This window comes from Paenarthrobacter sp. 2TAF44 (genome assembly GCF_052114885.1).
Lineage (GTDB): Bacteria > Actinomycetota > Actinomycetes > Actinomycetales > Micrococcaceae > Arthrobacter.
This window is the reverse complement of the sequence record NZ_JBFRFP010000015.1, coordinates 78875-103812: the sequence shown is the minus strand read 5'-3', so window position 1 is coordinate 103812 and position 24938 is coordinate 78875. Positions and strand designations below refer to the sequence as shown.

20 protein-coding genes are annotated in these 24938 nt (G+C 62.3%); 15 read left to right on the top strand and 5 right to left on the bottom strand.

Annotated features, from left to right (window positions below):
* Window positions 1-105: 105 nt before the first annotated feature.
* Together AB4Z15_RS15910 and AB4Z15_RS15905 are read left to right on the top strand one after the other, a co-directional pair.
* On the top strand, window positions 106-1782 hold the full coding sequence (locus AB4Z15_RS15910) for a purine-cytosine permease family protein (RefSeq protein WP_442018060.1): 1677 nt from the start codon (window positions 106-108) through the stop codon (window positions 1780-1782).
* A 242-nt stretch (window positions 1783-2024) separates the two neighbouring features.
* On the top strand, window positions 2025-2948 hold the full coding sequence (locus AB4Z15_RS15905) for an SDR family oxidoreductase (protein WP_442018079.1): 924 nt from the start codon (window positions 2025-2027) through the stop codon (window positions 2946-2948).
* A gap of 46 nt (window positions 2949-2994) precedes the next feature.
* Here the strand turns inward: AB4Z15_RS15905 and AB4Z15_RS15900 are convergent, their stop codons facing one another.
* Window positions 2995-4170: a zinc-dependent alcohol dehydrogenase gene (locus tag AB4Z15_RS15900; protein WP_442018059.1), complete on the bottom strand. Its 1176-nt coding sequence runs from the start codon at window positions 4168-4170 to the stop codon at window positions 2995-2997.
* A gap of 134 nt (window positions 4171-4304) precedes the next feature.
* On the opposite strand from AB4Z15_RS15900, the gene AB4Z15_RS15895 reads away from it, so the two are divergent.
* The 12 genes from AB4Z15_RS15895 (at window position 4305) to AB4Z15_RS15840 (ending at window position 15508) form a co-directional block, all read left to right on the top strand.
* Entirely contained in the window at window positions 4305-4526 is a 222-nt protein-coding gene (locus tag AB4Z15_RS15895; RefSeq protein WP_442018058.1) for a hypothetical protein, read from the top strand.
* Window positions 4527-4765: 239 nt separating this feature from the next.
* Window positions 4766-5314 carry a hypothetical protein gene (locus AB4Z15_RS15890; RefSeq protein ID WP_442018057.1) on the top strand — a complete coding sequence of 183 codons (549 nt, stop codon included), beginning with the start codon at window positions 4766-4768 and terminating at the stop codon, window positions 5312-5314.
* Window positions 5315-5383: 69 nt separating this feature from the next.
* Window positions 5384-5974, top strand: a complete 591-nt coding sequence (locus AB4Z15_RS15885; protein WP_442002473.1) for an SIS domain-containing protein — start codon at window positions 5384-5386, stop codon at window positions 5972-5974.
* Window positions 5975-6063: 89 nt separating this feature from the next.
* The gene (locus tag AB4Z15_RS15880; RefSeq protein WP_442018056.1) at window positions 6064-7134 is read left to right on the top strand and encodes an alkene reductase; all 1071 of its coding nucleotides are present in this window, start codon (window positions 6064-6066) and stop codon (window positions 7132-7134) included.
* 174 nt (window positions 7135-7308) lie between these two features.
* Window positions 7309-8007 carry a GntR family transcriptional regulator gene (locus tag AB4Z15_RS15875; protein ID WP_442018055.1) on the top strand — a complete coding sequence of 233 codons (699 nt, stop codon included), beginning with the start codon at window positions 7309-7311 and terminating at the stop codon, window positions 8005-8007.
* A gap of 181 nt (window positions 8008-8188) precedes the next feature.
* A complete protein-coding gene (locus AB4Z15_RS15870; protein WP_442018054.1) occupies window positions 8189-9190 on the top strand; it encodes a sugar phosphate isomerase/epimerase family protein in 1002 nt (333 codons plus the stop codon).
* A 3-nt stretch (window positions 9191-9193) separates the two neighbouring features.
* Window positions 9194-10942, top strand: a complete 1749-nt coding sequence (gene dhaL / locus AB4Z15_RS15865; protein WP_442018053.1) for a dihydroxyacetone kinase subunit DhaL — start codon at window positions 9194-9196, stop codon at window positions 10940-10942.
* A gap of 2 nt (window positions 10943-10944) precedes the next feature.
* Window positions 10945-11427: a ribose-5-phosphate isomerase gene (locus AB4Z15_RS15860; protein ID WP_442018052.1), complete on the top strand. Its 483-nt coding sequence runs from the start codon at window positions 10945-10947 to the stop codon at window positions 11425-11427.
* A gap of 2 nt (window positions 11428-11429) precedes the next feature.
* Window positions 11430-12419 (top strand): 3-hydroxyacyl-CoA dehydrogenase family protein, encoded by a 990-nt coding sequence (locus tag AB4Z15_RS15855; protein ID WP_442018051.1) that lies wholly within the window; start codon window positions 11430-11432, stop codon window positions 12417-12419.
* A 21-nt stretch (window positions 12420-12440) separates the two neighbouring features.
* On the top strand, window positions 12441-13208 hold the full coding sequence (locus tag AB4Z15_RS15850) for an SDR family NAD(P)-dependent oxidoreductase (RefSeq protein ID WP_442018050.1): 768 nt from the start codon (window positions 12441-12443) through the stop codon (window positions 13206-13208).
* A gap of 177 nt (window positions 13209-13385) precedes the next feature.
* A complete protein-coding gene (locus AB4Z15_RS15845; RefSeq protein ID WP_442018049.1) occupies window positions 13386-14735 on the top strand; it encodes an MFS transporter in 1350 nt (449 codons plus the stop codon).
* Between the two features lie 2 nt (window positions 14736-14737).
* Window positions 14738-15508, top strand: a complete 771-nt coding sequence (locus AB4Z15_RS15840; RefSeq protein ID WP_442018048.1) for a triose-phosphate isomerase family protein — start codon at window positions 14738-14740, stop codon at window positions 15506-15508.
* 69 nt (window positions 15509-15577) lie between these two features.
* On the opposite strand, the gene AB4Z15_RS15835 is transcribed toward AB4Z15_RS15840, so the two are convergent.
* The 3 genes from AB4Z15_RS15835 to AB4Z15_RS15825 all read right to left on the bottom strand — a co-directional run bounded on the left by AB4Z15_RS15835 (window position 15578) and on the right by AB4Z15_RS15825 (window position 21830).
* Window positions 15578-19174, bottom strand: coding sequence for a TM0106 family RecB-like putative nuclease (locus tag AB4Z15_RS15835; protein WP_442018047.1), 3597 nt, complete (start codon window positions 19172-19174; stop codon window positions 15578-15580).
* 125 nt (window positions 19175-19299) lie between these two features.
* Window positions 19300-20922, bottom strand: a complete 1623-nt coding sequence (locus AB4Z15_RS15830; RefSeq protein ID WP_442018046.1) for an ABC transporter permease — start codon at window positions 20920-20922, stop codon at window positions 19300-19302.
* Window positions 20922-21830, bottom strand: a complete 909-nt coding sequence (locus tag AB4Z15_RS15825; RefSeq protein WP_442018045.1) for an ABC transporter ATP-binding protein — start codon at window positions 21828-21830, stop codon at window positions 20922-20924. The genes AB4Z15_RS15830 and AB4Z15_RS15825 overlap by 1 nt, the downstream gene beginning before the upstream one ends.
* A gap of 201 nt (window positions 21831-22031) precedes the next feature.
* Here AB4Z15_RS15825 and AB4Z15_RS15820 point away from each other — a divergent pair, with 201 nt between their 5' ends.
* Window positions 22032-22487 (top strand): nucleoside deaminase, encoded by a 456-nt coding sequence (locus AB4Z15_RS15820; RefSeq protein ID WP_442018044.1) that lies wholly within the window; start codon window positions 22032-22034, stop codon window positions 22485-22487.
* Between the two features lie 78 nt (window positions 22488-22565).
* On the opposite strand, the gene AB4Z15_RS15815 is transcribed toward AB4Z15_RS15820, so the two are convergent.
* A complete protein-coding gene (locus tag AB4Z15_RS15815) occupies window positions 22566-24851 on the bottom strand; it encodes a hypothetical protein (protein ID WP_442018043.1) in 2286 nt (761 codons plus the stop codon).
* Window positions 24852-24938: the final 87 nt, after the last annotated feature.

Here is a 24938-nt window from a genome sequence, read left to right as displayed (position 1 = left end):
GGTGCAGAAGTTACAGCTGTGAAACATCGTTGTGACTGATTTGACCCGCTGCGTGACTAGCGTCGTTGGCGAAGCACCGACCACGAATTTCGAAAGTGAGCACGGATGAGCGACGTTCTGACAGACACCCAAAGAGCTACGACGGCGGGGAACGCCGATGCGATGAGCGCAGCGAAGGAGAGCCTGGAAGATTACACACTCCGGTTCGCCCCGCGCTCTTACCGGAAGTGGAGCGCCGGTGTGGTGGCGACCAGTGCCCTTGGCGGGATCGCCTACCTGGCTGACTTCTCAATCGGCGCCAACATCGGCATCGCCTACGGCACCGTGAATGCCATTTTCGGCATCATCGTGGCAGCAGTGATCATCTTCGCCACGGGATTTCCGCTCGCTTACTACGCCGCCCGCTACAACATCGACCTCGACCTCATCACCCGCGGGTCAGGCTTTGGCTACTACGGTTCAGTGGTCACGAACATCATTTTCGCGACCTTCACCTTTATCTTCTTTGCCCTCGAAGGCTCCATCATGGCCCAGGGCTTGCAACTGGGGCTCGGCGTCCCGCAATGGCTGGGGTATGCCGTGTCCACCATCATCATCATTCCGCTGGTGATCTACGGGATGAAGACCCTTGCTACTTTGCAAGTCTGGACCACCCCGTTGTGGTTGCTGCTCATGGTGGTTCCCGTCGGCTACCTGCTGCTCTCACACCCTGAAAGCATCGACGCCTTCTTTGCTTATCCCGGCGCTTCGGGCGAGGGCGGCACCAACCTCGCCTCGGTGATGCTGGCTGCCGGCGTTTGCCTTTCCCTGATGGCCCAGATCGCAGAGCAGATCGATTATTTGCGCTTCATGCCACCCAAGACGGCAGAGAACAAGGGTGCTTGGTGGCGTGCCGTAATTCTTGCCGGACCGGGCTGGGTTATTTTCGGTGCCATCAAGCAGATTGTGGGCATGTTCATTGCGATCTACTTGATCGCCAGGCTCGATCCCGCCGCCTCCGTCCACGCCAACGAACCGGCCCACCAGTTCCTGGGCGTCTACCAGGAGATGATGCCGGCCTGGCTCGCTATGTCCTTGGCAGTTGTGCTCGTGGTTATTTCGCAGATCAAGATCAACGTCACCAACGCCTATTCCGGCTCGCTTGCCTGGACCAATTCGTTCACCCGCATCACCAAGACCTACCCCGGCCGTATGGTCTTCGTGGTGGTCAACCTGGTAATCGCGTTGATCCTCATGGAGTCGAACATGTTCGAGTTCCTCAACACCATCCTTGGCTTTTACGCCAACTGTGCCATGGCCTGGGTGGTCACTGTGGCCTCCGATATCGCGATCAACAAGTACCTGTTGAAGATCTCGCCCAAGGTTCCTGAGTTCCGCCGGGGCATGCTCTACGCCGTCAACCCGGTCGGTTTCGTGTCCATGCTGGTGTCCGCAGGCATCTCCATCGCGGTCTTCTTTGGGGCTTTCGGGGTTGGAGTCCAACCGTATTCGCCGATCTTCGCCGTCGGCCTGGCTTTGGTACTTCCGCCGGTCCTGGCTTTGGCGACCCGTGGCCGCTACTACCTCCGCCGCACCGACGACGGAATTGATCTGCCCATGTTCGACGCCGATGGAAACCCCAGCGACGAGAAGCTCCTCTGCCACGTCACCGGCCTTGAGTTCGAACGCCCGGACATGCTCCGCTCAGGCCAGGACGGTCCCGACGGCGAACCCCGCTTCATCTCTTCCCTCGCCTTGTCTACGGACAAGTCGGGCGCACTGGTGCTGCCAGCCCAGAAGTAGTCGCCCTCACCCAAGTAGGTCGCAGATGAGCGCGTTCTGAGGCGTCAAAACGCGCTCATCTGCGACCTACTTGGGCTGGCGCTGCGCACGAATAGTCAGGATGCTTAGAATTAGGCATGGCACAGGATGAGCGCAACGAAGAGACAGGGCCGACCGGGCAATCTGAGCAGGCCGAGGGATCCGAGCAGGCTGAGGAATCTGAGCGGGCCGAGTCAACAACCGACCTCGACGAGGACATCGCCATGGCTTTGGAAAACCATATCCTTAACCCCGCGGAGGATCCTGAAGATGCGTCGGATCCACGGACTATGTATCCGTCGGGGGAGTTCGAGCCGCAAACCCAGGACTATCCGGGCTGGACCGAGGCAATGATCCCGCGGCCGGACCACGGGGAGCATAGCTATGTGGGCCATCATCGCATGATGGGATTCCGGACCTTGATTACAGGCGGCGACAGCGGGATCGGGAAAGCCGTGGCCATTGCCTTCGCCCGTGAAGGTGCAGATGTGGCGTTCACGTATTTGCCGGAAGAGGAGCAGGACGCCGAATTGACGGTCCAGCTGATCGAGGCCGCGGGCAGCCGTGCCCTCGCGCTTCCAGGAGATCTGCGGGACGAGGAATTCTGTCAGGAAGTCATCGCCCAAACCCTCCAAGAATTCGATGGCCTGAACGTCCTGGTGAATAGCGCAGGCTTCCAAATGACTACGAGCCAGGGGATCCACGACCTTAGCAGCGAACAGTTCGACCGGACCTTTAAGAGCAATGTCTATGCACTCTTCTGGCTTACCAAAGCGGCCCTGCCTCACTTGCAGCCAGGGGCCTCGATCATCAACACCTCATCGATCCAGGGTTACCATCCGAGTCCCTCGCTGATCGATTACGCCGCCACCAAGGCCGCCATCAACAGCATGACGTTCTCGTTGGCAGAATCCCTGGGCCCCAAGGGAATCCGGGTCAATGCCGTAGCTCCCGGGCCGGTGTGGACGCCCTTGCAGCCACCAACACAGCCGGAGGAGAAGATCGTAAAGTTCGGTCAGGACACACCTCTCGGCCGGGCCGGTCAGCCTGCTGAACTTGCCGCCACGTATGTCCTGCTGGCAACAGACGAGTCCAGCTACATTTCCGGATCAGTCATTGGAGTGACCGGCGGAAAGCACCTCGCCTAAGCCGCCAGCCACCGGTTCCCTCCGGTCAAGAGGATCTTCCAAGAAGTCAGGGCTTGAGCACCACCTTGATACAGCCGTCCTGCTTCTTCTGGAATTTCTCGTACAAGTCAGGTGCGTCGTCCAGACCACCTGTGTGGGTGACCAGATGCATGACTCCCAGCGGATCGGCGTCGTCCTCTACTAAGGGGAGCAGCTGGTCAGTCCACCTGCGGACGTTGCATTGCCCCATGCGGAGTTGAACTTGTTTGTCGAACATGGTCATCAGTGGCATGGGGTCGGCCTGGCCGCCGTATACGCCACTGAGTGAAATAGTCCCGCCGCGCCGCACCAGATCCACTGCAGTGTGGAGGGCAGCAAGGCGGTCCACGCTCATGGTCTCCATGGCCACCTGCGCAGGCTTGTCGGGGAGCAGGGAAACGGCCCGATGCAGGAATGAGGCCACCGGTGAACCATGGGCTTCCATACCCACTGCATCCACCACAGCGTCCGGGCCACGGCCGAGGGTCTCCTCGCGGATTGTGGCGGCTACGTCCGGGCTGTAGTCCATGGTCTCCACTCCGTGTGCTTCCGCCATTGCCCGGCGCTCAGGAACGGGATCCACACCAATGACGCGAAAACCTTTGTGGACGCCAATTCTGGAGGCGAACTGGCCCACAGGACCGAGTCCGAGCACTGCCAAGGTGCCGCCTTCGGGGACGTTGGCGTATTCGACGGCCTGCCATGCAGTGGGCAGGATGTCCGAGAGGAACAGGTAGCGCTCGTCGGGGAGGTCTGAATCTACTTTGATGGGCCCGTAGTCTCCGAAAGGCACGCGCAGGTACTGTGCCTGGCCGCCTGGGACGGAGCCATAGAGTTCGGAGTATCCAAAGAGTGCAGCCCCTGTGCCCTTGGCTTTGACTTGCGTGGTTTCGCACTGCGACTGAAGGCCTTGGTTGCACATGTAGCACCGGCCGCAGGAGATGTTGAAGGGCACCACAACGCGGTCGCCCTTTTGGAGCCGGTGGACCTCCGAGCCCACTTCTTCCACGATTCCCATGGGCTCATGGCCGATGACGTCGCCCTTGTGCATGTAGGGGCCCAGGACTTCGTAAAGGTGCAGGTCCGAGCCGCAAATGGCTGAAGATGTTATTCGGACAATGACGTCCGTTGGTTCCTGGATGATGGGATCGGGGACATCAATAACGCTCAATGAACGCCTGCCCTGCCACGTCACTGCTTTCACAATCGCTCTCCCTGCTTTGGGGGCTGGAGGTGTCCCGCGCTGCAGGAGACCATCCCAGCGAAGCAGAGTTGGCAGCGGCGCACAAGGTCTTCGGTAGCCTCGACAGCTCCTGATGCCGGGCCTACATTGAGGCTATGAGCGAAGAATCGAGCGAACCGGACCAAACGCTTTCCGAAACCCCAGCGCCTTCAGAAGCTTCAAAACCCGCGGTACCTGCCGGCGTCGAGCATGAGGACAGCAGCCCCGGGACGGGTGACTTCACTACCGAAGTGGACCCAACCTTCATTCCTGATGAAAGCGGCGAGACGCCGGAGGAGAAGCGCGCCAGGGAGCATCCAGAGTCGACGGGTAGCTAAACGCGCTTCTAGGCAATCAAACAGCGGACGACGGCGGCCCTCCGGTGACTGCGTCGGTCACCTGCGCCTTCGATTTAGTAAGTAACCTGATAATTGGTGTTAAGCTGGTAGGAGATAACTGTCCACGTGATCAGAAAGCGTTTGGAACGAACACGGGATGGGTACAACTTTGGGTACTAAGCACAGCGTGGGCTAGGGACGGCGCCCAAACAAAGCCGTTCACGAGGGAGGCAATCCACATGGATACGGGGCAACTGGTATTGATCATCGTGTTGGCCGTCGTCGTAGTCGCAGCTGTGATCATTGCGGTGGTAGTTGGGCGCAAGAAGAAGGCCGAAGTCAATCGCCGTCGCGCAGGGGAATTGCGCGAGAAGGCAGACCAGGAAGCCGTCGGCGCACATCAGGCGAAGGCCCAGTCGGCCCAAGCCGAGGCAGCGGCCGTTCAGGCAGAAGTCGAGGCCAACCGGCTCCGGCGCGAAGCAGACCGGCACGCGGAGAAGGCCCAAGAAGCCAGCGGGCGCGTTGAGGAGCACCTGCGCCACGCCGACAAAGTGGATCCCGATGTCAGGACTGGCCGCGACCGGGAGAACGATACGGATCGTGGACGTGACCGTGACATGGATACACGTGACATGGATACAAACGACGAACGGCTTACGCGGGATCGCTCGGCACGGGAAAGCGCCGTCAGGGAAGAGCCTTTACGAGAGCGTTCTACGCGGGAGGGCTCTACCCGGGACGATTCTGTGCGGGACGGTTCCAGGCGGGACGGAGATAGGAACGTGTAAGTTCCTACGGTGAATCGGAGGCAGGAAGTGAGCATCGTGGTAAGGCGACCGGGACAGGTGGTGCGCCCGATGGATTCAAGGCAGAACAGGCATGCAGTTGACGTCGTTCTTGGCCATTTGGGCGAGATCGGCCCAGCTGTAGCGGCCCTGCGCCGTGAATCGTCGCGGCTCGCTGAATGGGGAGAAGAACTGGCCCGAGTACGCCTCCGTGGCGGTAGCGTGTTTGCTGCCGGCAGCGATGGTTCTGCGCACGAAGCCCAGAGATTCACCTCCGAACTCGCGGCTCACGATGCCAAAAATGGTTCGCCCGGCGATGGCTCTGCCTTCAAGGCCTTATCTGTCAGCAATAGCGCCAACGACGGGGCCCGCGGAAGCCTCAGTGACCAGATCCGAGGCTCGGTTCGGCAGGGCGACATCGTGGTGCTGCTCGCTGCGAAGGGAATCACGGACGATCTCCGCGAGGCCGCTGCCGCTGCCAAAGCTGCCGGGGCACGGGTGTGGGCGTTGACAGGCAGGGAGTCCAAGGACCTTGCCCAGGCTGTCAACGAAGCCATTTGCATCGACACCGATCCGCCCCATGCCGAAGAAGCGCACCTCGTTGCCGTGCTGGCCCTTTGCGAGTGCTTCGATGATTCGATGAGGCTGCGGGGCCAGGGCTAAGCCATGTGATCTGCCACTCATCCGGAATAGTTGCATACGCTGCACAGTTGCCCAGAGTGAACCCCGATTCATTCTGAAAGGAACTGCGCATGCTGTTTTCCCCCTTGGCCCTTGGTGAGCTGGAACTTCCCAACCGACTGGTGATGGCGCCGCTGACCCGGCTGCGGGCTGGCGCTGATGGAATTCCGGGTTCACTGATCGCTGAGCACTACCGGCAACGCGCCTCCCTTGGGCTGATTGTCAGCGAGGGAACATACCCGACGCCGGCCGGTCAGTCGTACCCGGGCCAGCCTGGCTTGGTCACGGACGCGCAGATTGCAGGCTGGAAGACGGTCACCGATGCCGTTCACTCTGAAGGCGGACGTATTTTTGCCCAGATCATGCACGGCGGCCGCGTGTCCCATGCGGACATCACGGGCGGCCACGAAATCGTGGGCCCGAGTGCCCTTGCCATCGACGGCGATGTCCGCACTCCCAACGGCAAGCAGCCGTACCCGGTGCCGCGGGAACTCCGCACGGACGAGCTCCCGGGAGTCATCCAGGATATTGTCACGGCCTCAAAGAACGCCATTGAGGCAGGATTCGACGGCGTGGAACTCCACTCCGCCAACGGATACCTGCTGCATGAATTCCTTGCACCCAACTCGAACGTCCGGACCGACAGCTACGGTGGCTCCCCGGAGAACCGCGCCCGCTTTGTGATCGAGACCGTCAATGCCGTGGTTGAAGCACTGGGCGCCAACCGCGTGGGCATCCGGATCTCCCCGGAACACAATGTCCAGGGCATCGCCGAGACGGATGCCGCGGACGTCCGCGCCACTTACGAAGTCCTGGTGGACACCATTGCGCCCCTGAACCTGGCGTACCTCAGCATCCTGCACCACAACGCGCAGGGCACCTTGGTCCAGGATCTTCGCCAGCGTTTCAATGGCACGTTCCTGGTGAACACCGGCTTCAGTGAAATCACTACTCGCGACGAAGCCCTGGCAATCGTCGCCGATGGCCTCGCGGATGCCGTTGTGGTGGGCCGCCCAGCCATTGCCAACCCGGACCTCGCGCGCCGCTGGCGTGAAAGCCTCCCGCTCAACGAGCCCGATGCCTCCACCTTCTACGGCGAGGGCGCCGAGGGTTACACGGACTACCCGTTCTACGTGAACTAAAGCGCAGCACCCCAGGCTAAATCACGACGTCGGCACTCAGCGTAGTGCCGACGTCGTGGTTTAACCCGTGGCCACCCAAGTAAGTCGCAGTTGAGCGCGTTTTGAGTGCTCAGAACGCGCTCAACTACGACTTACTTGGGTATGTCACGTCCTGCTTCCTATAGGATTTGTGGCATGTCTGAACCTTCGCCGGCTCTTGCCCGCCCCGGCTTTCCCGTCAGCCGCCAGGTCTTGGCCGATCACGTTTATGAAGCCCTCCTCGAGTGGCTCATGGATGGTCGGCTCGAACCCGGGGCCGCCGTCAGCATCGACGGAATGGCGCGGGAACTGGACGTTTCTCCCACCCCGGTGCGTGAAGCGTTGGCGCGGCTGGAGCATACGGGCATGGTGCGGCGCGTGGCGTTGAAGGGGTATCGGGTAGCTCCCGTGTTCACACGCGAGGATTTCGCTGAGCTCATGGAAGCACGTTTGTCCATCGAGCCCGTGAATGCCCGACTGGCGTGCGAGCGCATGACGTCGGAAGGCCTGGACGCCCTGAAGCAAGCGGTCGAGGATCTCAAGACGGCACCCCGGGGCGGCACGTTTGCTGAGTACCGAAGCTACCTTGAGGCTGACGAGCGTTTCCACCAGTTGATCGCGGCGCAAGCCAGGAATCAGTTCCTGCTCGCCGCTTACAACACTTTGGGCGGGCAGATCCAGCGCTTCAGGTTGTTTGGGGGAGTGGGCATCACTGACGCGGAGCAGGCTATCGCTGAGCACCAAGCCGTCCTCGACGCGATGACGAGCGGGGACCCCGGGAAAGCGGCCGACGCAATGGTCAATCACGTGGAAAAGGTGCGGGGTCGGGCCATTGCTGACGCGCCGGAGGACTGAATACTTGCTGCTTAATAAGGGCTCGTCGCTGGTGCGGCGGGCCTTTTTCATGCGCTGAGTGAGCCCCTTCACAGAAATATGTAAGACATATAGGATCTAGGAAGTTTCGCGAAAAGGGTTGACAGCTTTGCTTGGATCATAAATCCTATAGGAAACAGGATTCCACGAAGGAGTGATCATCATGGCGTATACCGCCGAGAATTGGCCCATCACCGCGGCCCTCCTGCAGTTCCCCGGGGCAGACGCTGCAGGACAACACGTAAACGACGCCGATGCTTCCGTTTGGGCTGCCGTCCTGCAGGAAGTGAAGGAGGCTGGCTTTGCCAACGCCGACCTCACGGACAGCTGGGTCCGACCGGGCGATCTCAGCAACGAGCGCCTGGCAGAGTTCAAGCAGACGGCAGACGAAGTGGGCATCGGAGTGCCGGTCATTTCCGCAATCCGCCGCAGCGTCATCCACCAGACGGACTGGGCCGACAACCTCGCCTACAGCCACCGCACCATCGACGCCGGTGCAGAGCTTGGTTGCGAGGTCGTATCTTTTGGTCTTCACCAGGCCCTCACCCCGGAGCAGCAGAAGCAGTTGTGGTTCTGGACCGTGGAGGGCTACAAGGACCCGGTAGGGGACAAGGAAGTGTGGGGCAACGCCGTCTCCCGCCTTCGTGAACTCGGCAAGCATGCAGCAGAGGCCGGCATCCTCATCTCCCTGGAAATGTACGAGGACACCTACCTCGGCACCGCCGATTCATCCGTGCAGCTGGTCCAGGACATCGGATTGGACAACGTCGGCCTCAACCCGGACCTCGGCAACCTCATCCGCCTGCACCGTCCCATCGAGGACTGGCGCGGGATGGTGGCCAAGACCCTGCCGTACTCCAACTACTGGCACATGAAGAATTACATCCGCGACGAAGATGTGGCCCGCGACAGCTACATCACCATGCCCGCACCCATGGAAAGCGGCCTGATCAACTACCGCGAGGCATTCAAGTTCGCACTCTCGGTCGGCTTCCAGGGCATCCTCTGCACCGAGCACTACGGTGGCGACGGACTCAGCGTCACGGCCAGCAACCAGGAATACCTGCGCCGCCACATCCTGCCCAAGACCGAGGGTTACACACTCGGCACGAGCCACGTAGCACAAGGACGCCAGACACCGGTAAACCAGCTCGCAGGAGTCTAAGGAATGACACAGATTTTCGACAACCCGGCAGACTTTGCCGATGAAGCCCTGGACGGTTTCGTTTCCGCCAACCGCGGCTATGTTGCAAGGGTAGATGGCGGCGTGGTCCGCTCCACCGAAGTACCTGCAGGGCAAGTGGCGTTGGTGGTCGGCGGCGGTTCCGGGCATTACCCGGCCTTCGCCGGATTGGTCGGCCCCGGACTCGCAACGGGCTCGGCCTGCGGCAACATGTTCGCCTCCCCGGCCGCTGGCCAGGTGTACCGCGTGGCCAAAGCGGCCAATGCCGGCGGTGGGGTTCTGCTCAGCTATGGCAACTACGCTGGCGACGTCCTGCACTTCGGCCAGGCACAACTCCGCCTTAACTCCGAGGGCATCGAAACGCGCACTGTCACCGTCACGGACGACATCGCGAGCGCGCCGATCGATCAACTCGAGAAGCGCCGCGGCATTGCAGGCGACCTGACGGTCTTCAAGATTGCCGGCGCCGCCGCCGAAGCGGGACTGAACCTCGACGACGTCGAGCGTTTGGCCATCAAAACCAACTACCGGACCCGCTCGCTGGGCGTGGCCTTCGACGGCTGCACTCTTCCGGGTGCCAAGGATCCGTTGTTCCACGTTCCTGCCGGGCAGATGTCCCTGGGCCTCGGAATCCACGGTGAGCCTGGGATCTCCGAGCACCCGATGCCCACCGCGTCCGAGCTTGCGGAGCTTCTGGTTTCCAAGCTGCTCGCGGACAAGCCGGAGGACGCCGGGGACCGCGTGGTGGCGATCGTGAACGGCCTGGGCACGGTCAAGTATGACGAACTCTTCCTGTTGTTCGGCAAGGTCGAGAAGCTGCTCACCGCCGCTGGCCTTACCGTTGTTGAACCGGAATGCGGCGAGCTGGTGACCAGTTTGGACATGTCCGGACTGTCCCTGACGCTGCTCTGGCTGGACGATGAACTCGAACAATATTGGGCGGCGCCCGCCGATACCCCAGCTTTCCGCAAGGGCAGCATGGCGCCCCGTGCAGCACGTGCCGAGGCACTGATCGTCGACGCCGAAACCGCCGACGTCGAACGGCCCACCCCGGCAGCCACGGAACTCGGGCGGCAGGCTGTGGCCATCCTCGCCCAGGTGCGTGACGTCGTCGTCGAACACGAAGACGAGCTCGGCAAGCTGGACGCTATCGCCGGCGATGGTGATCACGGAATCGGAATGCGCCGCGGCGTCGACGCTGCGGCTGCCGCAGGCGAAGCCGCATCAGGCTCCTCGGTAGCGCGAATCCTCCTCGCGGCCGGCGAAGCATGGAGCGAACGTGCCGGCGGAACTTCGGGCGCATTGTGGGGCTCGGCGGTCATTGCGGCCGGGCAGTCGCTCGGGAACCGTGAAACGTACAGTTCCTCGGATGCCGGCGACGCCGTGAATGCCTTCGTCCTGGCCATCACCGAACTCGGCAAGGCCGAGCCCGGAGACAAGACCATGGTGGACGCCCTCCTGCCGTTCCGGGATGCGTTCCTGACCGAGCTCGACGGCGGTGCTCCCGTGGATCGGGCACTGGCAGCAGCTGCTGCGGCTGCTGAATTGGCTGCCGCGAGGACCGCTGAACTGCGGCCGCTCAAGGGCCGGGCGCGCCCACTTGCCGAGAAAAGCCTCGGCCATCCGGATCCGGGCGCAGTCTCCTTTGGCCTGATCGCCACGAGGATCTCCCAACACATCGATTCACTACTGGCCAGCGCTGCTTCAGCGGCTCCGGCCGGAAACGGAGCCTGAGAATGAGCGATACACAAGGCTGGCGCATCGTCGTCGGCAATGACGAAGCTGGTGTGGAATACAAGCAAGCACTCCTGGCGCTGTTGGAATCCGACCCGCGCGTTGCATCTGTGACCGACGTCGGAGTGGGTGCCAACGATTCCACGGCGTATCCCCACGTCGCCGTCGATGCCGCCCGCAAGGTAGCTGATGGTGAGTTCGATCGAGCCCTCCTGATCTGCGGCACCGGGCTGGGCGTGGCCATTGCGGCCAACAAGGTCCCCGGAATCCGTGCGGTTACGGCCCACGACAGCTACTCGGTGGAACGATCCGTACTGAGCAACAACGCGCAGGTCCTCACGCTCGGGCAGCGGGTGATTGGCTTGGAACTGGCCAAGAAGCTCGTAGGGGAGTGGCTCGGCCACCGCTTTGACCAAAATTCATCCTCCGCCGCCAAGGTGGACGCCATTTGCTCCTATGAGCCCGACTACACGAAGGCAGTTTGATCATGACCGTTTCTGAAGCAACCGAAGGCACCGCGAAAAACGCAGCCCGGAAGATCGCCGTCGTGGGCTCCGGTTACATGGGCGGCGGCATTGCCCAGGTCCTGGCGCTCGGTGGGGCGCGCGTGGCTTTGGCGGATGTGTCTGCCGAGATCGCGCAGAAGAACTTCGACCGCCTGCTGGTCGAATCCGATCAGTTCATCGCCGATGGTCTGTTCCCGGCGGGATCCACTGAAATCCTCAAGCAGAACCTGTGGGCTGCGAAGGACATCGAGGAAGCCGTTGCTGATGCCGACTTCATCGAGGAATGCGTTCCCGAGGTCCTGGAGATCAAGCACCAGACCCTGGCCCGGATCAGCGCCGCGGCCCGCCCGGATGCCCTGATTGGCTCCAATACTTCCACGATTTCCATTGCCGCCCTGGCAGAAGCCGTGACCAACCCGGAGCGATTCCTGGGCATTCACTTCTCCAACCCGTCACCGTTCATTCCGGGCGTCGAGGTCATTCCGCACGCCGGCACTGCCGCCGCCTCGGTAGCCGCTTCGCGCGAGCTGGTTCACGCGGCGGGTAAGCAGACCGCCGTCGTGAAGGACGTGACAGGTTTTGTGCTCAACCGCCTGCAGTACGCGCTGTTCCACGAAGCTGCGCAACTGGTGGAGCAGGGCATCGCAACAGCGGACGACGTCGACACCCTGGTGCGTACGACGTTCGGCTTCCGCCTGCCATTCTTTGGTCCGTTCGCGATCGCGGACATGGCCGGTTTGGATGTCTACAACTTCTGCTACAAGTCCCTGCAGACGGGCTTCCCGGAGCGGTTTGCGACGCCGAAGATCTTGTCGGACCTCGTGGAGGCAGGCAAGCTCGGCACCAAGACCGGCGCAGGGTTCCTCAACGTCTCCGCCGAGCGCACCCCGGAACTCATCGCGTACCGGAACAAGGCCTACGTCGCCATGCAAAAGCTCATTGAAGAGCTTGGCCCGGCACCCATCAACTAGTTCTTTTTTAGGAGATCCTTCATGAGCACTTTCCCCGCTGAACGCACCGCCATCGTCACCGGCGCTGTTTCCGAGCGTGGCATCGGCCGCGCCACTGTGAACTACCTGGCCGCCCAAGGCTGGAACATCGGCATCATCGATCTTGACGACGCGGCCTGCAAGGCTGCAGCTAAGGAAGTTGCTGCAGAATATGGGGTCCAGGCCCACGGAGTCGGCGCGAACGTCGCCAGCGAAACCGAAGTCTGGGCTGCGATCGATGAACTGGAAGCCGAGCTGCCGCAGATCGTCGCCTTGGCCAACGTTGCAGGCGTCAGCTCACCCATCGGCTACCTGGAACTCGAACCTGCTGAGTGGGACCGCGTGCTGAGCATCAACCTCAACGGTGTCCACTACGCCACCCGCCGGGTGGCCGAATCCATGGTGAAGAACCGGATCGGCCGCATCGTGAACATCTCTTCGGTCTCTGCCCAGCGCGGTGGCGGAACGTTCTCCAAGACGCCCTACTCTGTTGCCAAAGCCGGTGTTATCGGCCTGACCCGTGCCACAGCCCGGGAACTGGGCGAATACGACATCACCGTCAACGCGATCTCACCCGGCCCCATCGATACCGACATCATGGGCGGCACGCTGAGCGAGGAACGCAAGGACGAACTGACCAAGGACCTCGTGGTGAACCGTGTGGGCTCCACCAGGGACATCGCCGCCGCCATCGCCTTCCTCATCAGCGAGGACTCCGGATATATCTCCGGCCAGACGCTGAATGTGGATGGCGGTCTTTACATGCACTAGGGCTTCCCCGATATGAAGACCCTGGCGATATGAAGACCTGGACCAGAGAACGCAAGATCTACCTTGCCGTGGGCATCCTTGCCTGCGCAGTGGGCATGGTGCTCATTTTCTTCCCGCGCTGATGGCGCGCTGCGTTAGCCATCTCAACCCCAACTGATTGCTCAAAGAGGAGTTTCAATGTCCGTTGCCTCAACTTCCACCAAGGAGTTGCTGGATTCACCGATTCTGAAGTCGGCCATATCCAAGGCTTCCCGGCGTCTGATGCCGATGCTCGTCATCCTGTATGTGGTGGCATTCCTTGACCGCACCAATGTGGGCTTCGCCGAAGCTGCCCTTGGGGTGGACAAAGGCATCACAGCAGGTGCTTATGCCCTGGGTGCCGGTATCTTCTTCATCGGCTACGCATTGTTCGAGATCCCCAGCAACCTGCTGCTCACCAAGTTCGGCGCTAAAGTCTGGCTTGCCCGCATCGCCATCACCTGGGGCATAGTGTCCGCGTGCTTCGCCTTCGTGCAAGGCGAGACGTCGTTCATCATCCTCCGCTTCCTGCTGGGTGTCACCGAGGCAGGACTCTTCCCAGGCGTCATCATGTTCCTCGCCGCCTGGTTCCCCAACAAAGTCCGCGTGAAGATGTTCGCCATCTTCTACCTGGCTCAGCCTCTCTCCCAGATGCTTGGGGCTCCGCTGTCCGGGTGGCTCATCAACATCGGCGACCAGGTTCCCGGGGTCGCCGGATGGCAGGTCATGTTCTTCGTTGAAGGTTCGCTGGCCATTGTGGCCGGCATCGCGTCCTTCTTCTTCCTCATCAACAGCCCACAGGATGCCAAGTTCCTGAGCAAAGAAGAGAAGCTTGCCCTGACAGATGTCATGGCACTGGAAGACACCGTCAAGGAAGAATCAGGTCCGCGCGGCGTCCTGGCTGCCATGCGCAACGGCCGTGTCTGGTACTTCACCGTCATCTACTTCTGCCTGCAGATCGCGGTCTACGGCGTCACGTTCTACTTGCCGCAGCAGGTCTCCCAGCTCACCGGCCAAAAGGTGGGGCTCGCCGTCGGACTCCTGGCCGCTATCCCATGGTTCTTCGGGATCTTTGCCTGCTACTTCGTGGGCAAGGCTGCAAACACGGTGGCGCGTCGTCGCCGCTGGGGCACAGCGTTGTTCATCTCCACGGGTCTCTGCATCTTCGGTTCCGCCTGGGCCGGCGCCAACCATCTTCCGGCGTTGGGCATCATCTTCATCAGCCTCGCGGTGTGCAGCTTCCTGTCCACGGGTCCCATCTGCTGGTCGTATCCGACGGCGTTCCTCACCGGAACTGCTGCGGCTGCGGGTATCGGGCTGATCAACTCCCTGGGCAACCTCGGCGGTTTCGTCGCACCGATCCTTCGCACCACGGTCAACCAGGTCACAGCTTCGGACACGGGCACTATGGGTGTCTACGCTCTGGGTGTCCTGCCGTTCCTGGCCGCGCTGATGATGTTCGGCACCCGGGCCTTCACCAACAAGGCCGACGAGTTGCTGGACAAGTAGCCGTGAGTAGTGCTGCCCTGACAGGCCCCTTGTTTGTTGGGGTCAGTACCAAGATGTACATGGGCTATGCGCAGAGTCTGGCGTGGCTGGAGCAGTTGCTGGCAGAAGTGGACGCCCGTCCGGCCCTTGGGGCAGGGCGGGTGGTCCCGTTTGTGATCCCGTCATTCCCGGTGCTGCCAACAGCGTCCGTGATGATTCAGGGTTCGCCGTTGGTCCTCGGGGCCCAGAACTGTGGCTGGTCGGATGGGCCGTGGACTGGCGAAGTCTCACCGTCGATGCTGGCCGAACTTGGCGTCGGCCTGGTGGAGATCGGCCATGCCGAACGGCGCCGGTACTTTGCCGAAGACGATGCGATGGTAGCCCTGAAGGTTTGTGCCGCCGTCGACGCCGGCCTGACGCCATTGCTGTGCGTCGGGGAGGCCGTGCTTGCTGAACCTGAAGATGCCGCCGCTACCGTCTTTGGTCAGGTCAAGGCGGCCGTGACCGGAGACTGGTCCATCGCTCCCCGCTTGGTGATCGCCTACGAACCCGTGTGGGCCATCGGTGCTGCGGAGCCGGCGTCGGCTGCTTATGTTTCCCAGGTTGTAGCTGCACTGCGGGGATTGCTCGGTGCCCATGGATTGGCTGAGCTGGCTATCATCTACGGCGGCTCGGCCAAACCGGGTCTGCTGCCCCAGCTGGACGGCGTCTCCGGACTCTTCCTGGGCCGCTTCGCGCACGACGCCACAAACTTCGGCCGTGTGTTGGACGAAGCCCTCGCCCTCCCCAACTGACTGGCATTTGTGGTTGTTCCCAGAGCTGGGAACAACCACTATTGCCAGTTACTTGGGCCGGGTGTGCGCTTAGGTGACCGAGCGCTGGCATAGGGCCACAAAACCGCCAAGGTTTTCCAGGCCCTCCGGATGCGTCGGGAGGTAGTTGGTCAGTTCAGGCGAACGCACGACGACGGCACGCCACTGCCCGCGCGACACCGCCACGTTGATTCGGTTACGCAAGAGCAGGAACTCCATGCCGCGCGGTACTTCCCCTGCGGCTGAGGCTGCCATGGAGACGATGACCACCGGCGCTTCCTGGCCTTGGAACTTGTCCACTGTTCCTACCCGCACTTTTGCCAACCCTGCTGCGCGGAGCTCGTGCTTGATCAGTTGTACTTGGGCGTTGTAAGCCGCGACCACCAAGATGTCGGTTTCCTCGAGAGGCCGGCTCGCCGGGGCATCAGAGGGGTCAGTCCACGGCAGGCCCACGTGTGCCTGGACCTGACGGACAACCTCTGCGGCTTCCTCCGGCGATGACGTCGAGTTGCCCGTATGCGGGACATACACACAGGAAATGCCAGGGCTTGCACCTTCCAAGTGGCGAAGTGATGCGGCCGGCGCTGCTTCGAGTCGGTTGTCATAGGAGAGCTCGGAGACTGCGTCACATAGGGCGGGATGCATCCGCCAGGACAACGCGAGGAAATAACCGAGTTCGGGGGGCAACGTGTTGTAACCATCCGACAACCACCCCAGCGCAGATTCGTCCACGGGTTCAGGGTGTTTGCCCTGGGTGACTTGCGGTAGTTGCTGGGGATCCCCCAGTAACAGGAGGCGTTTTGCTGCGCGGCTCACGGCCATGGTGTTGGCCAGGGAGAACTGGCCTGCCTCGTCAATAACCAGCAGGTCCAGCGAGCCAGCCGGAACTTCCTTGCCTACCATCGCCCACGCAGTACCGCCGATGAGAGCTCCACCCGGCTTGGACAGGATGTCGCTGACGTCGGCCTTGGCGCACGCACTCCACGGCACCGGATCGCCGTGCTTCACTTCCTTGGCCACGCGTTCTGGATCCACGCCTGCTTTCTCCACGGCAGCGCAGAGCATATGCTCCACCACGGCATGGGATTGGGCCACAACGCCGACTTTCCAGCCATCTGCCACGAGCCTGGCCAGGACGTGGGCCCCCACGTAGGTCTTGCCGCTGCCTGGAGGGCCCTGGACGGCCAGATAGGAATGGTCCAGGTCCTTTACTGCCGCAGTGATGGCGTCGATGTAGCCATCAGGACCGGATCCCACGGCGGGCAGGGATTCCAGACTGCGCAGTTTTGGCGGCTTCCTTCGCACCAGGTCCAATGCTGGATCCTGGGGCCATTCCGGCAGCGAATCCCTGAGCCTGCCGGCCAACACGGCCAACGCCGCCCTCTGGCCCTTCGTCGGAATCGGGCTGTCTGGCGTCAGCGCCATGGGAGTCTGTGGGAACTCTGTCGAATCATTGCGTAACCCCTCGGCCATGGTGACTGACTCGAAGTCACCGTCCTCGCCGACTTCGATGATCTTGGTAGTGTTCCAGCCTGCGCGGCCGAGCACGGATGATTCCTTTGCCACCAAGGCATCAGGCAAGGGGGGACCGTACATGCGGAAGTACGTCTTGCCCGTCTCCAATCCCGCGCCGTCACCGGAACGGCCGAGCAGTTTCACAATGCGGGCAGGGTTACTGCGAGGGGTTGGTTTAGCCCAATCCTGCAGCACCACTGCCTGCTCCACCGTGAAAATATCGCGGCCGTCCTCCCACTGGGACACTGGCTTTTCCAAGCGGTCGAAGTGCCCCCACCAATATTGCTTGTCCTCACGCCGGTGATATCCAACGCCCGCTGCCACAATGGCTATGGCCCGGGAATCCGGGGACAGCCTTTCCTCATCCGGCAGCGCGGCAACGTAGTCCAGCAAGGCGGTTTCTTCCGGCGCGGCCTCATATTTTTTCGGTTCAGCGGTCTGCGAGGCATCGGACCCGTTCCCCAAATCTTCCGCATCCCCGGAGTCGTCGCCGGCCGAGCCCTGCGGCACAATGGAACGCTCTGCCGCGCGGGCAAGAAGCCAGTTGCGCAACTCCAACGTTGAGAGACAGTCGTACTCGTTGTAGTCCCTGATGCTTTCGAGGATGGCCGCAGCTTGCTCAGGGTTATCGGTGTCCCGCGCCGTGCAGTAGTCCGCGTAGGCAACCACGGAGGCTCCGGCGTCAGTGACATCACCGGAGCGCAGGTGCTGGCCCATATACAGAGGCTCGAGCTTCTTGATGCTGTACGAATTCTCGGATACGCGAAGGCTGTGGCGGACGGTGTCGAAGAGGTCCACCAGGACGCCTTGGCGCAAAAGGTCATCGACGGCGGTTTCGCCCATCACGTGCGTCAGCGACAAATTGCGGAGGGCTGTCTTCTCATAAGCCGCGTAGTGGTAGATATGCATGCCGGGGTAGCTGGCACGGCGCTTGGCCACGTACTCCAGGAAGTCCACGAAGGCCTGGCCTTCCTCAGCCCGCGAATGCGCCCAGAACGGCCGGAAAACCGGCTCGGCGCCAGGCTCCACGGGATTTTCGATGACTCCGAAAAGGTACTCTAGACCCCATTTGCCCGTGGCTGGATCCTGCCAGAGGGGATCGCCCTCGAAGTCAAAGAAGATGTCCCCGGGGTCCGGAGTGGGGAGCCTGCCGAGCGTGTTATCCGACAGCACCTTATAGCTCACGGCCTTGGCTTCCCCGGCTTTGTCCGTGTAGTTCACGGTCCCATCAGGGGTTCCTGTCCCCGTCTGGAGCTGGGCTTGCTCCCGAAGGCGCAGCAGGGTGGGGTCGCCGACTTCCGGAAGCGCGGCCAGTTGGTCGATGGTGGTGACCCCGGCTTCCATCAGCTTCTTGCGGCGGCTGACACGCATACCGGCAACCATAAGGAGGTCACGATGCAGTTTTACTTGCTCGGCGCAGTAATCGCAGCGGCCGCACGCGGAGAAGCGAGAATCGCCCCAGTCGACGGGACCTGAAGCAGCCATGTGGGCTGTGGTCATTTTGAGGAAGCGTTCCCGGCGTTCTTTGAAAACCGGCAAAATCTCCGCGAGCGGGTGATCACTGTGCACCCGATTGCCCAGGACCAAGGTGACTGTGGGATCCGGCGCGATACCGGCCTGAAGGAGTTGGTCGCCGTAGGCCGCCAGTTGCAAAAGCGCGGTGACCTTGGCATGGCGGGCAAGCTTGGTATCGAAGACGGCGTACTGGCCGCCAGGACGCTTGACCAGGAAGTCCGAGCGCCCGTGGAATTGGCCATCGAAGAACGCGGCCTGGAAGACGATATCCGCTCCGGAGTGCAAGGCGTCGATGGATTCCGCGTGCTTGGCTAAAAGGGTGGCGCGGTCCATGGCGGAGGCGGGAACGACGTCGTAAACGCCCTTTCCTGTTGCCGGGTCCCACGGCCCGAACTCGGCCACGAACTCATCCAGGACCCGATGCTCGTGGACATCGCCGAGCTTTGCAGTCCGCTCCAACATGGCATCTGAGGCGAAGTCAGGCTTGGGGGAGCGGCCCAGTTTTTCGTCGAGTTTCCGGAGCAGCTGGTACTCACAGGTGGCAGCGATGACAAGATCGCTGGCGGAAAACACCAAATCCTGTGGCGCGCCAGCTATCTCCGAATCGAGAAAGAACACCGTGACCTACTCCCTGTTGCCGGATGGACCACTGCGAAGTGGACCATGAAGCCAAGCTATCAGCGGGCACCGACAATTTAGGACCCCATCGGCAGACCCAAAGAATGCGGCAGACTGTGCGGATCTCACGCGGTGAGGTCCCGGCGTCGGAGCAGGTAGGCCGCTAGTCCTGCTCCGGCCACGGCAATGCCGGTCATGGTGAGGGCAGCTGCGGGGTCGAACGCTTCGATTGGCATCGCCGCTGTGTGCCGGAACGGGCTGAGATCCTGGAGCCAAGCAGGCAGGCGCATCAGTTCGCCGAACTGTCCCAGAACCAGCCCTACGGCCAGGAACCCCCACCCGAAGGCAATACTCATCCGGGGGATCGTGGCGAACGCCACCGCTGTAACGGCGACGAATACGACGGCGGCCGGCACGTGAGCCAGGGCGGCACCAACCAGCTGGCCAGGCGGCCCGCTTGCCACCCCTGAGAGGGCAAGCCCCAGGGTCGCTGCTGTTCCCGCGACCGCCGCGACGACCACTGCCGACACCGTGGCGAGGATCAGGTTCGCCGCCAGCCACCGTGCCGCGGAATGGGGTGTGGCAAGGAGAAGTTCGGCCCGGCCCTCAGCTTCTTCTGCCCGGAGCCGCAGGACCACCTGGATGCCGGCAGCCGCGGCCAGGACGCCCGCGATGCCCAGAAGCGCCGTGGTGAAGACGTCGATGAGTTCACCCCGGCCACCAGGGACGAGCCGGACGATCAGCTCCCGGAGCGACTGGTTGCCACCGATGACGTTGGTGACTACGGGGCCCAGTCCACCGGCGATGCTGCCGAGTAGGGCCGCGAAGATGCACCAGCCCAGCAAGGTCAGCCGTTGCTGGCGCCACGCCAAGCCCAGAAAGGAGTTACCCCCGGGCGCTGCCCGGTCCCGTCCGGCATGTTCGGGCAGAAGGCTTTCGCCCAGGTCCCTTCGACTCCTGAGCGCCAGGACCGCCAGGGCCAGAACAAGGCTCACGGCGGCCAGGACCAGCAGCGGTGTTGGGTCTGCGACCGTGAACGGCCGGGAACGTTGCCCCCAGCCGATGGGCGAGAGCCACGAAAACCATTCGCTGGTCACATGGGTCAGATCGGAGGATGGGGTAGTACCGAAGGCGTCCCCGATGCCGCGCACGAAATAGGCCGCCCCGACCAGTCCGGCGGCTGCGCCGTTGGCTGCCCGGCCCGAGGGCATGATCTGCGCCACCACCGCACTGACGGCCACGAAGAATGCCCCGACGGCACCCACGGCGGCTCCTGCCGTGAAGGCTCCTGACCCCGGCAGTCCCGCGGCAAGGAAACCGCCCGCCACACAGAGCGCCAAGGTCAGATTCGCTATCCCGCCCAGGATCAGGGTGGCCATCAGGGGCGCTGCTCTGCGGACCGGGACGGAGCCGATCAGCTCTGCCCTTCCGAGTTCCTCATCCATGCGGGTGTGCCGGATGACCAGAAACGTGCTCATCAGTCCGGCCAGGACAGCGGTGAAGGAGTAGCCCTGGAAGAACACCACCGCTCCGATGCCGGTGCCGTCGGGCAGTCCGCGGACGAACAGGAACGCCGGGCTTGCCCCGGCCACAGATATGATCGCCGCCCGGGATGCCTCGTCAGCAAATTCAGTGGCGACGGCATTGGCGATGATGAAGCCCAGAAAAGCGATACCCAGAATCCAGACCGGCAGCAGCACGCGTTCCCTTCGCGCCTGGACGAGAAATAGTCCCATCACGCCGGACATCAGCGCACCTGGCTGTTCGCGTTGCCGTAGTGGCTGAGGAAAAGGGACTCCAACGACGGCGGAGACACCGTCAGCCCGCTGATCCCGGCGGTCGCCGCTGCTTCCAAAACAGTGGCAAGATCGGCCGGGTCCACATCGAACTCAACGATCTCACCGTCAGTGGTGACGTCCTGCACTCCGGGCAGGGCCGTCAACAACGCCGAGTTGGTGGCCTCGACCCTGAAATGGGTGAGCTTCAGGTGCCGCAACTCCGATAGCGTCCCCGACTCCACGGCCCGTCCTGCCCGGATGATCGTCACTCTTTTGCAGAGGTGCTCGACCTCGCTAAGAATGTGGCTGGACAGCAGCACCGTTGCACCGTCTGCGGTAACGCGCTGAACCTGACGGCGGAACACCGACTCCATGACAGGATCCAAACCGGCACTGGGTTCATCGAGCAGATACAAGCGTGCCGGACGGGCGAACGCCGCAATCAACGCGACCTTCTGACGGTTTCCCTTCGAATACGTCCGTGCCTTACGCCGCGGATCCAACTCAAACTCCTCAACGAGCTCCCGCCGAAGCCGTTCATCGACGCCGCCGCGCAGCCCGGTGAGCAAATCGATGACTTCCCCGCCTGAAAGGTTCGGCCACAAGCTCACATCTCCGGGAACATACGCAACGTCGCGATGAGCGCGGACTGGATCCTGCCATGGATCCAGACCGAAAACCCGCGCAGTTCCTGAGCTGGGGCGCATAAGTCCCAGCAAGACACGCAAGGTTGTTGATTTCCCCGCACCGTTAGGGCCCAGGAAGCCGTGGACTTCGCCTTCACCGACCTGCAAATCCAGTCCATCAAGGGCACGGGTCCTGCCGAAAGTTTTGACTAGCCGTACGGCGTCGATGACTGGTTCTGATGCTGATGACATGGCGGATCCTGTCCCTCGGTGCAACGACCGAGGCGGATGCCAGAGCCGTTCCGCGGGCCCAACAGCCAGCGGGCCGACCAGGCTTCCCGGCTCTCCGAACCACAGCCTACGTCCGCTAGGCCCGTGCGGGGAAGAGCGCGAGGGAGCAGCCCTGCTGGATACGCTGGGACAACGGCCAAGAACATCCAAGGACGGAACACCATGACTGAATCAGCACGTACCACCGCCGATCCCGCTTTCGAAGCCGCCTACGAGGCCGCACAGAAGAGCCTCAACGAGGGCGGAATCCCCATCGGTGCCGCTTTGGCCCGCGACGGGAAGGTCATCGCGAGCGGCCACAATGAGCGCGTCCAGCATGGCGATCCGATCGCGCATGGCGAGATGTCCGCGTTGCGTGCGGCTGGCCGGCAAAAGAGTTACCGGGACACCACGCTCTACACCACGCTTGCGCCCTGTGCGATGTGCACGGGAACCATCATCCAGTTCAAGATTCCGCGCGTCGTGGTGGGCGAAGCGGAGACGTTCCCGGGTGAATTCGACCTCCTGCGTTCGCGTGGCGTTGACGTAGTGGTCCTCGATGACCCGCGCTGCGTGGAGATGATGCGCACGTTCCAGGCGGAACACCCTGAACTGTGGGCCGAGGACATCGCGGAATAACTGCAACAGAAGAGGGCGCGACGGCGGCACCAAGGGCGGGATGCCGCCGTCGCCGGCTGCTTGGGAGCCATTTACCGACTAGCCATCCGACGGCTTTTTGGCAGGCTTCCTCGGAGCCGACCGGCGGGAACGGGCCGCCGGAGTTGATGGGATCAGTTCCTTGACCTGGGCCAGGACAGTCGGGTTCACGCCGCGGGAGCCCAAATCTTTGGCGAGGGTTTCCACCTCTGACTTTGCCGCTGCGGTGTTATCCGCCTTCACATGCAGATCTCTCCGCAGTTCCACGAGGTTCCGGTACGCCAGGTTGTTCGCCGCACTGCTGCCCTTCTGGTAGCTCGCGAGCCCCGCATCGGTCAGTGCAAGGGCCCTCTCAGGATCGGCGCTGTGGTGCTTAATCATCTTGTCTTCCATGCGGCGATAGAAGTCATCTCCCACGGATTGCGCGACGGCGGTGGCCGCCTTGACGCCCAAAGGCTCGCGGCCGAACCGCTCGGCTGCCTCGGTAAGGGCGTCCAGCCCTTTGCTCAGGTGCGGCGACATGGATCCTTCGAAGGCGAGCGTGAGTCCTACTTCCCGCGTGAAGAACTCGGGTGCAAACCGGTCCTCCTCCCGTGTGACCGGGAAACCGATCCGCAACGGCAAGGTGTTGGACGCCTGGACGATGCCTTCGGTGGAATAGATGGCGCGGACCTGGTACTGGCCGGGCTCATCGAAAGCGAAGCCCTGCACTCCAAATGCTAGCTGGACCAGTTGGCTGTAGCGGTCGCTGCCATCGCTCGTGGCGCCGGTGGCGGGTTCCAGGGTTACCGGTTCCGGGAGGCCATAGAAGCAGACCACGGATTCGTGGAGCACCACCGTTCCGTCCGGCTTCTGCACGTACACAGTGGTGTTTCCGAACCTGGGATCCAGGCGGCCGTCCACCAGCACGGGTACATCGCTGGTGTTCCGCAGGCGAAATTCAATGGACACAGGCTCCATGTAATCGAAGTGGTTCTTGGCTGAGAGCGTCAGTTCAATATCGCTGCCCGGCCCGGAAACGGTCATGGCGCCGGCGGGGGATTCCAGGTGCCCACCGGACGCCCAGGGATCTCCGCCCATAATCACCGAAGCGCGGTCGCCATGGCGCATGTGGAGCAGTTCGTCGTCGTCGAACCGGAACCGGAAGTTGCCCCAGAAGGTATCCGTGCCGTTGCGCTGATCGTATTTCCAGTCGTAGTTCATCCAGGACAGGGAATCCGGCCTCGCCTTGTCCCACGCATGCAGGAAGTTGAAAGCGTGCCCTGCCTCGTGGACCCACGTGTACAGGAAGTGGCGCATCGCCCAGGCCTGGTCCTGCGTGGTGGGATTGGAGACCAGGTTCGTGAACCAAGAGTGGTTGCGGAAAACTGCAAAACCCTGGCGATCAGGGCCGCGACCCGCGCCGCCAAAGCCCGCAGCGGCGTCGAACATAATGCCCCCAACTCCGGCGGTGTCGAAGAGACCTGCCTGCACGCCCCAAAGGTTCCAGGCAGGCCAACCGGAGTTGAACTTGCCGAAGGAGGTCTCCATGGCATCGTGAAGTTCGCCGACGTTCCACGAGGCGAAGCCGGCAGCACTGTCATCGATCACTGTATGGACCGGATCGATGGTGACGGCGACGCCCGCATCGCGGTACGCGGACTCGATGGTGATGGTCCGGTTCGCCAGGTCCGCAGGGCGGTTGTTGTGTAAGTGGCTGTTGTAAACGGGCGCTTTGGGTTCGATGTCCACGGACGTGCAGTAGTCGAGCTCAAGGTTCATATCCCGGAAACAGCCCGAACGGTAGGCACATGCGTATGGCTGCCCGGCAACGCCGCCGGCCGTGAACGTGACCACTGCGCCAGTGATTGCGCCGTGGGACCAGGAGACGGTGATTTCCACCGTTGAGGCAGGATGCGTCCCTTTCCAGAAGCGGACGGTTCCCGTGATGTGTGCATCTGCGCGGGTCATGGTGACCACTGGGGTATCCACAATCCATGACTCCACATAGGTCTTCACGAATTGGTTGACGCCACCTGTTTTGACCCAGCGGGTGCTGTATAGATCGCCACTGACTTTGTTCAGCACCGGGGATTCCACGCCCTGGCGGGGATCGACGTCCAAGCGGAGGTCCAGCGCGCTGCCGACAAGGCCGCTGCCTGCCTGGTTGCCTTCATAGCGGCCGCTCACGGGAGCGGAGCGCCAGCACCTCCACCAGTCTTCGGAGGGCCAGGACAACGTGCTGGGCTGGGGCCCGAAAGCGTGGGGCCCAGAAGCGTGGGACCCAGAAGAAGGAGGGAACGGGATGTCAGAGGGGTTGCTGGCGACAGGGTTGTAGTGGGTGCTGGGGACGTTGGGGGTGTCCATGTGAGGATCTTTCTCGCTCTGCAAGCAGTCAATATGCGTTCGCCCACCAGAGGAGTAACCGGATGGACGGCATGACGGTTCAGGGCG

Bases quoted from the DNA above. Each gene is read 5' to 3' on its own strand.
- AB4Z15_RS15860 (WP_442018052.1), top strand. From the start codon at position 10,945: ATGAGCGATACACAAGGCTGGCGCATCGTCGTCGGCAATGACGAAGCT.
- AB4Z15_RS15880 (WP_442018056.1), top strand. From the start codon at position 6,064: ATGCTGTTTTCCCCCTTGGCCCTTGGTGAGCTGGAACTTCCCAACCGA.
- AB4Z15_RS15850 (WP_442018050.1), top strand. From the start codon at position 12,441: ATGAGCACTTTCCCCGCTGAACGCACCGCCATCGTCACCGGCGCTGTT.
- AB4Z15_RS15890 (WP_442018057.1), top strand. From the start codon at position 4,766: ATGGATACGGGGCAACTGGTATTGATCATCGTGTTGGCCGTCGTCGTA.
- AB4Z15_RS15870 (WP_442018054.1), top strand. From the start codon at position 8,189: ATGGCGTATACCGCCGAGAATTGGCCCATCACCGCGGCCCTCCTGCAG.
- AB4Z15_RS15905 (WP_442018079.1), top strand. From the start codon at position 2,025: ATGGCTTTGGAAAACCATATCCTTAACCCCGCGGAGGATCCTGAAGAT.
- AB4Z15_RS15830 (WP_442018046.1), bottom strand. From the start codon at position 20,922: ATGTCCGGCGTGATGGGACTATTTCTCGTCCAGGCGCGAAGGGAACGC.
- dhaL (WP_442018053.1), top strand. From the start codon at position 9,194: ATGACACAGATTTTCGACAACCCGGCAGACTTTGCCGATGAAGCCCTG.
- AB4Z15_RS15895 (WP_442018058.1), top strand. From the start codon at position 4,305: ATGAGCGAAGAATCGAGCGAACCGGACCAAACGCTTTCCGAAACCCCA.
- AB4Z15_RS15875 (WP_442018055.1), top strand. From the start codon at position 7,309: ATGTCTGAACCTTCGCCGGCTCTTGCCCGCCCCGGCTTTCCCGTCAGC.
- AB4Z15_RS15845 (WP_442018049.1), top strand. From the start codon at position 13,386: ATGTCCGTTGCCTCAACTTCCACCAAGGAGTTGCTGGATTCACCGATT.
- AB4Z15_RS15855 (WP_442018051.1), top strand. From the start codon at position 11,430: ATGACCGTTTCTGAAGCAACCGAAGGCACCGCGAAAAACGCAGCCCGG.
- AB4Z15_RS15815 (WP_442018043.1), bottom strand. From the start codon at position 24,851: ATGGACACCCCCAACGTCCCCAGCACCCACTACAACCCTGTCGCCAGC.
- AB4Z15_RS15885 (WP_442002473.1), top strand. From the start codon at position 5,384: ATGGATTCAAGGCAGAACAGGCATGCAGTTGACGTCGTTCTTGGCCAT.
- AB4Z15_RS15825 (WP_442018045.1), bottom strand. From the start codon at position 21,830: ATGTCATCAGCATCAGAACCAGTCATCGACGCCGTACGGCTAGTCAAA.
- AB4Z15_RS15910 (WP_442018060.1), top strand. From the start codon at position 106: ATGAGCGACGTTCTGACAGACACCCAAAGAGCTACGACGGCGGGGAAC.
- AB4Z15_RS15820 (WP_442018044.1), top strand. From the start codon at position 22,032: ATGACTGAATCAGCACGTACCACCGCCGATCCCGCTTTCGAAGCCGCC.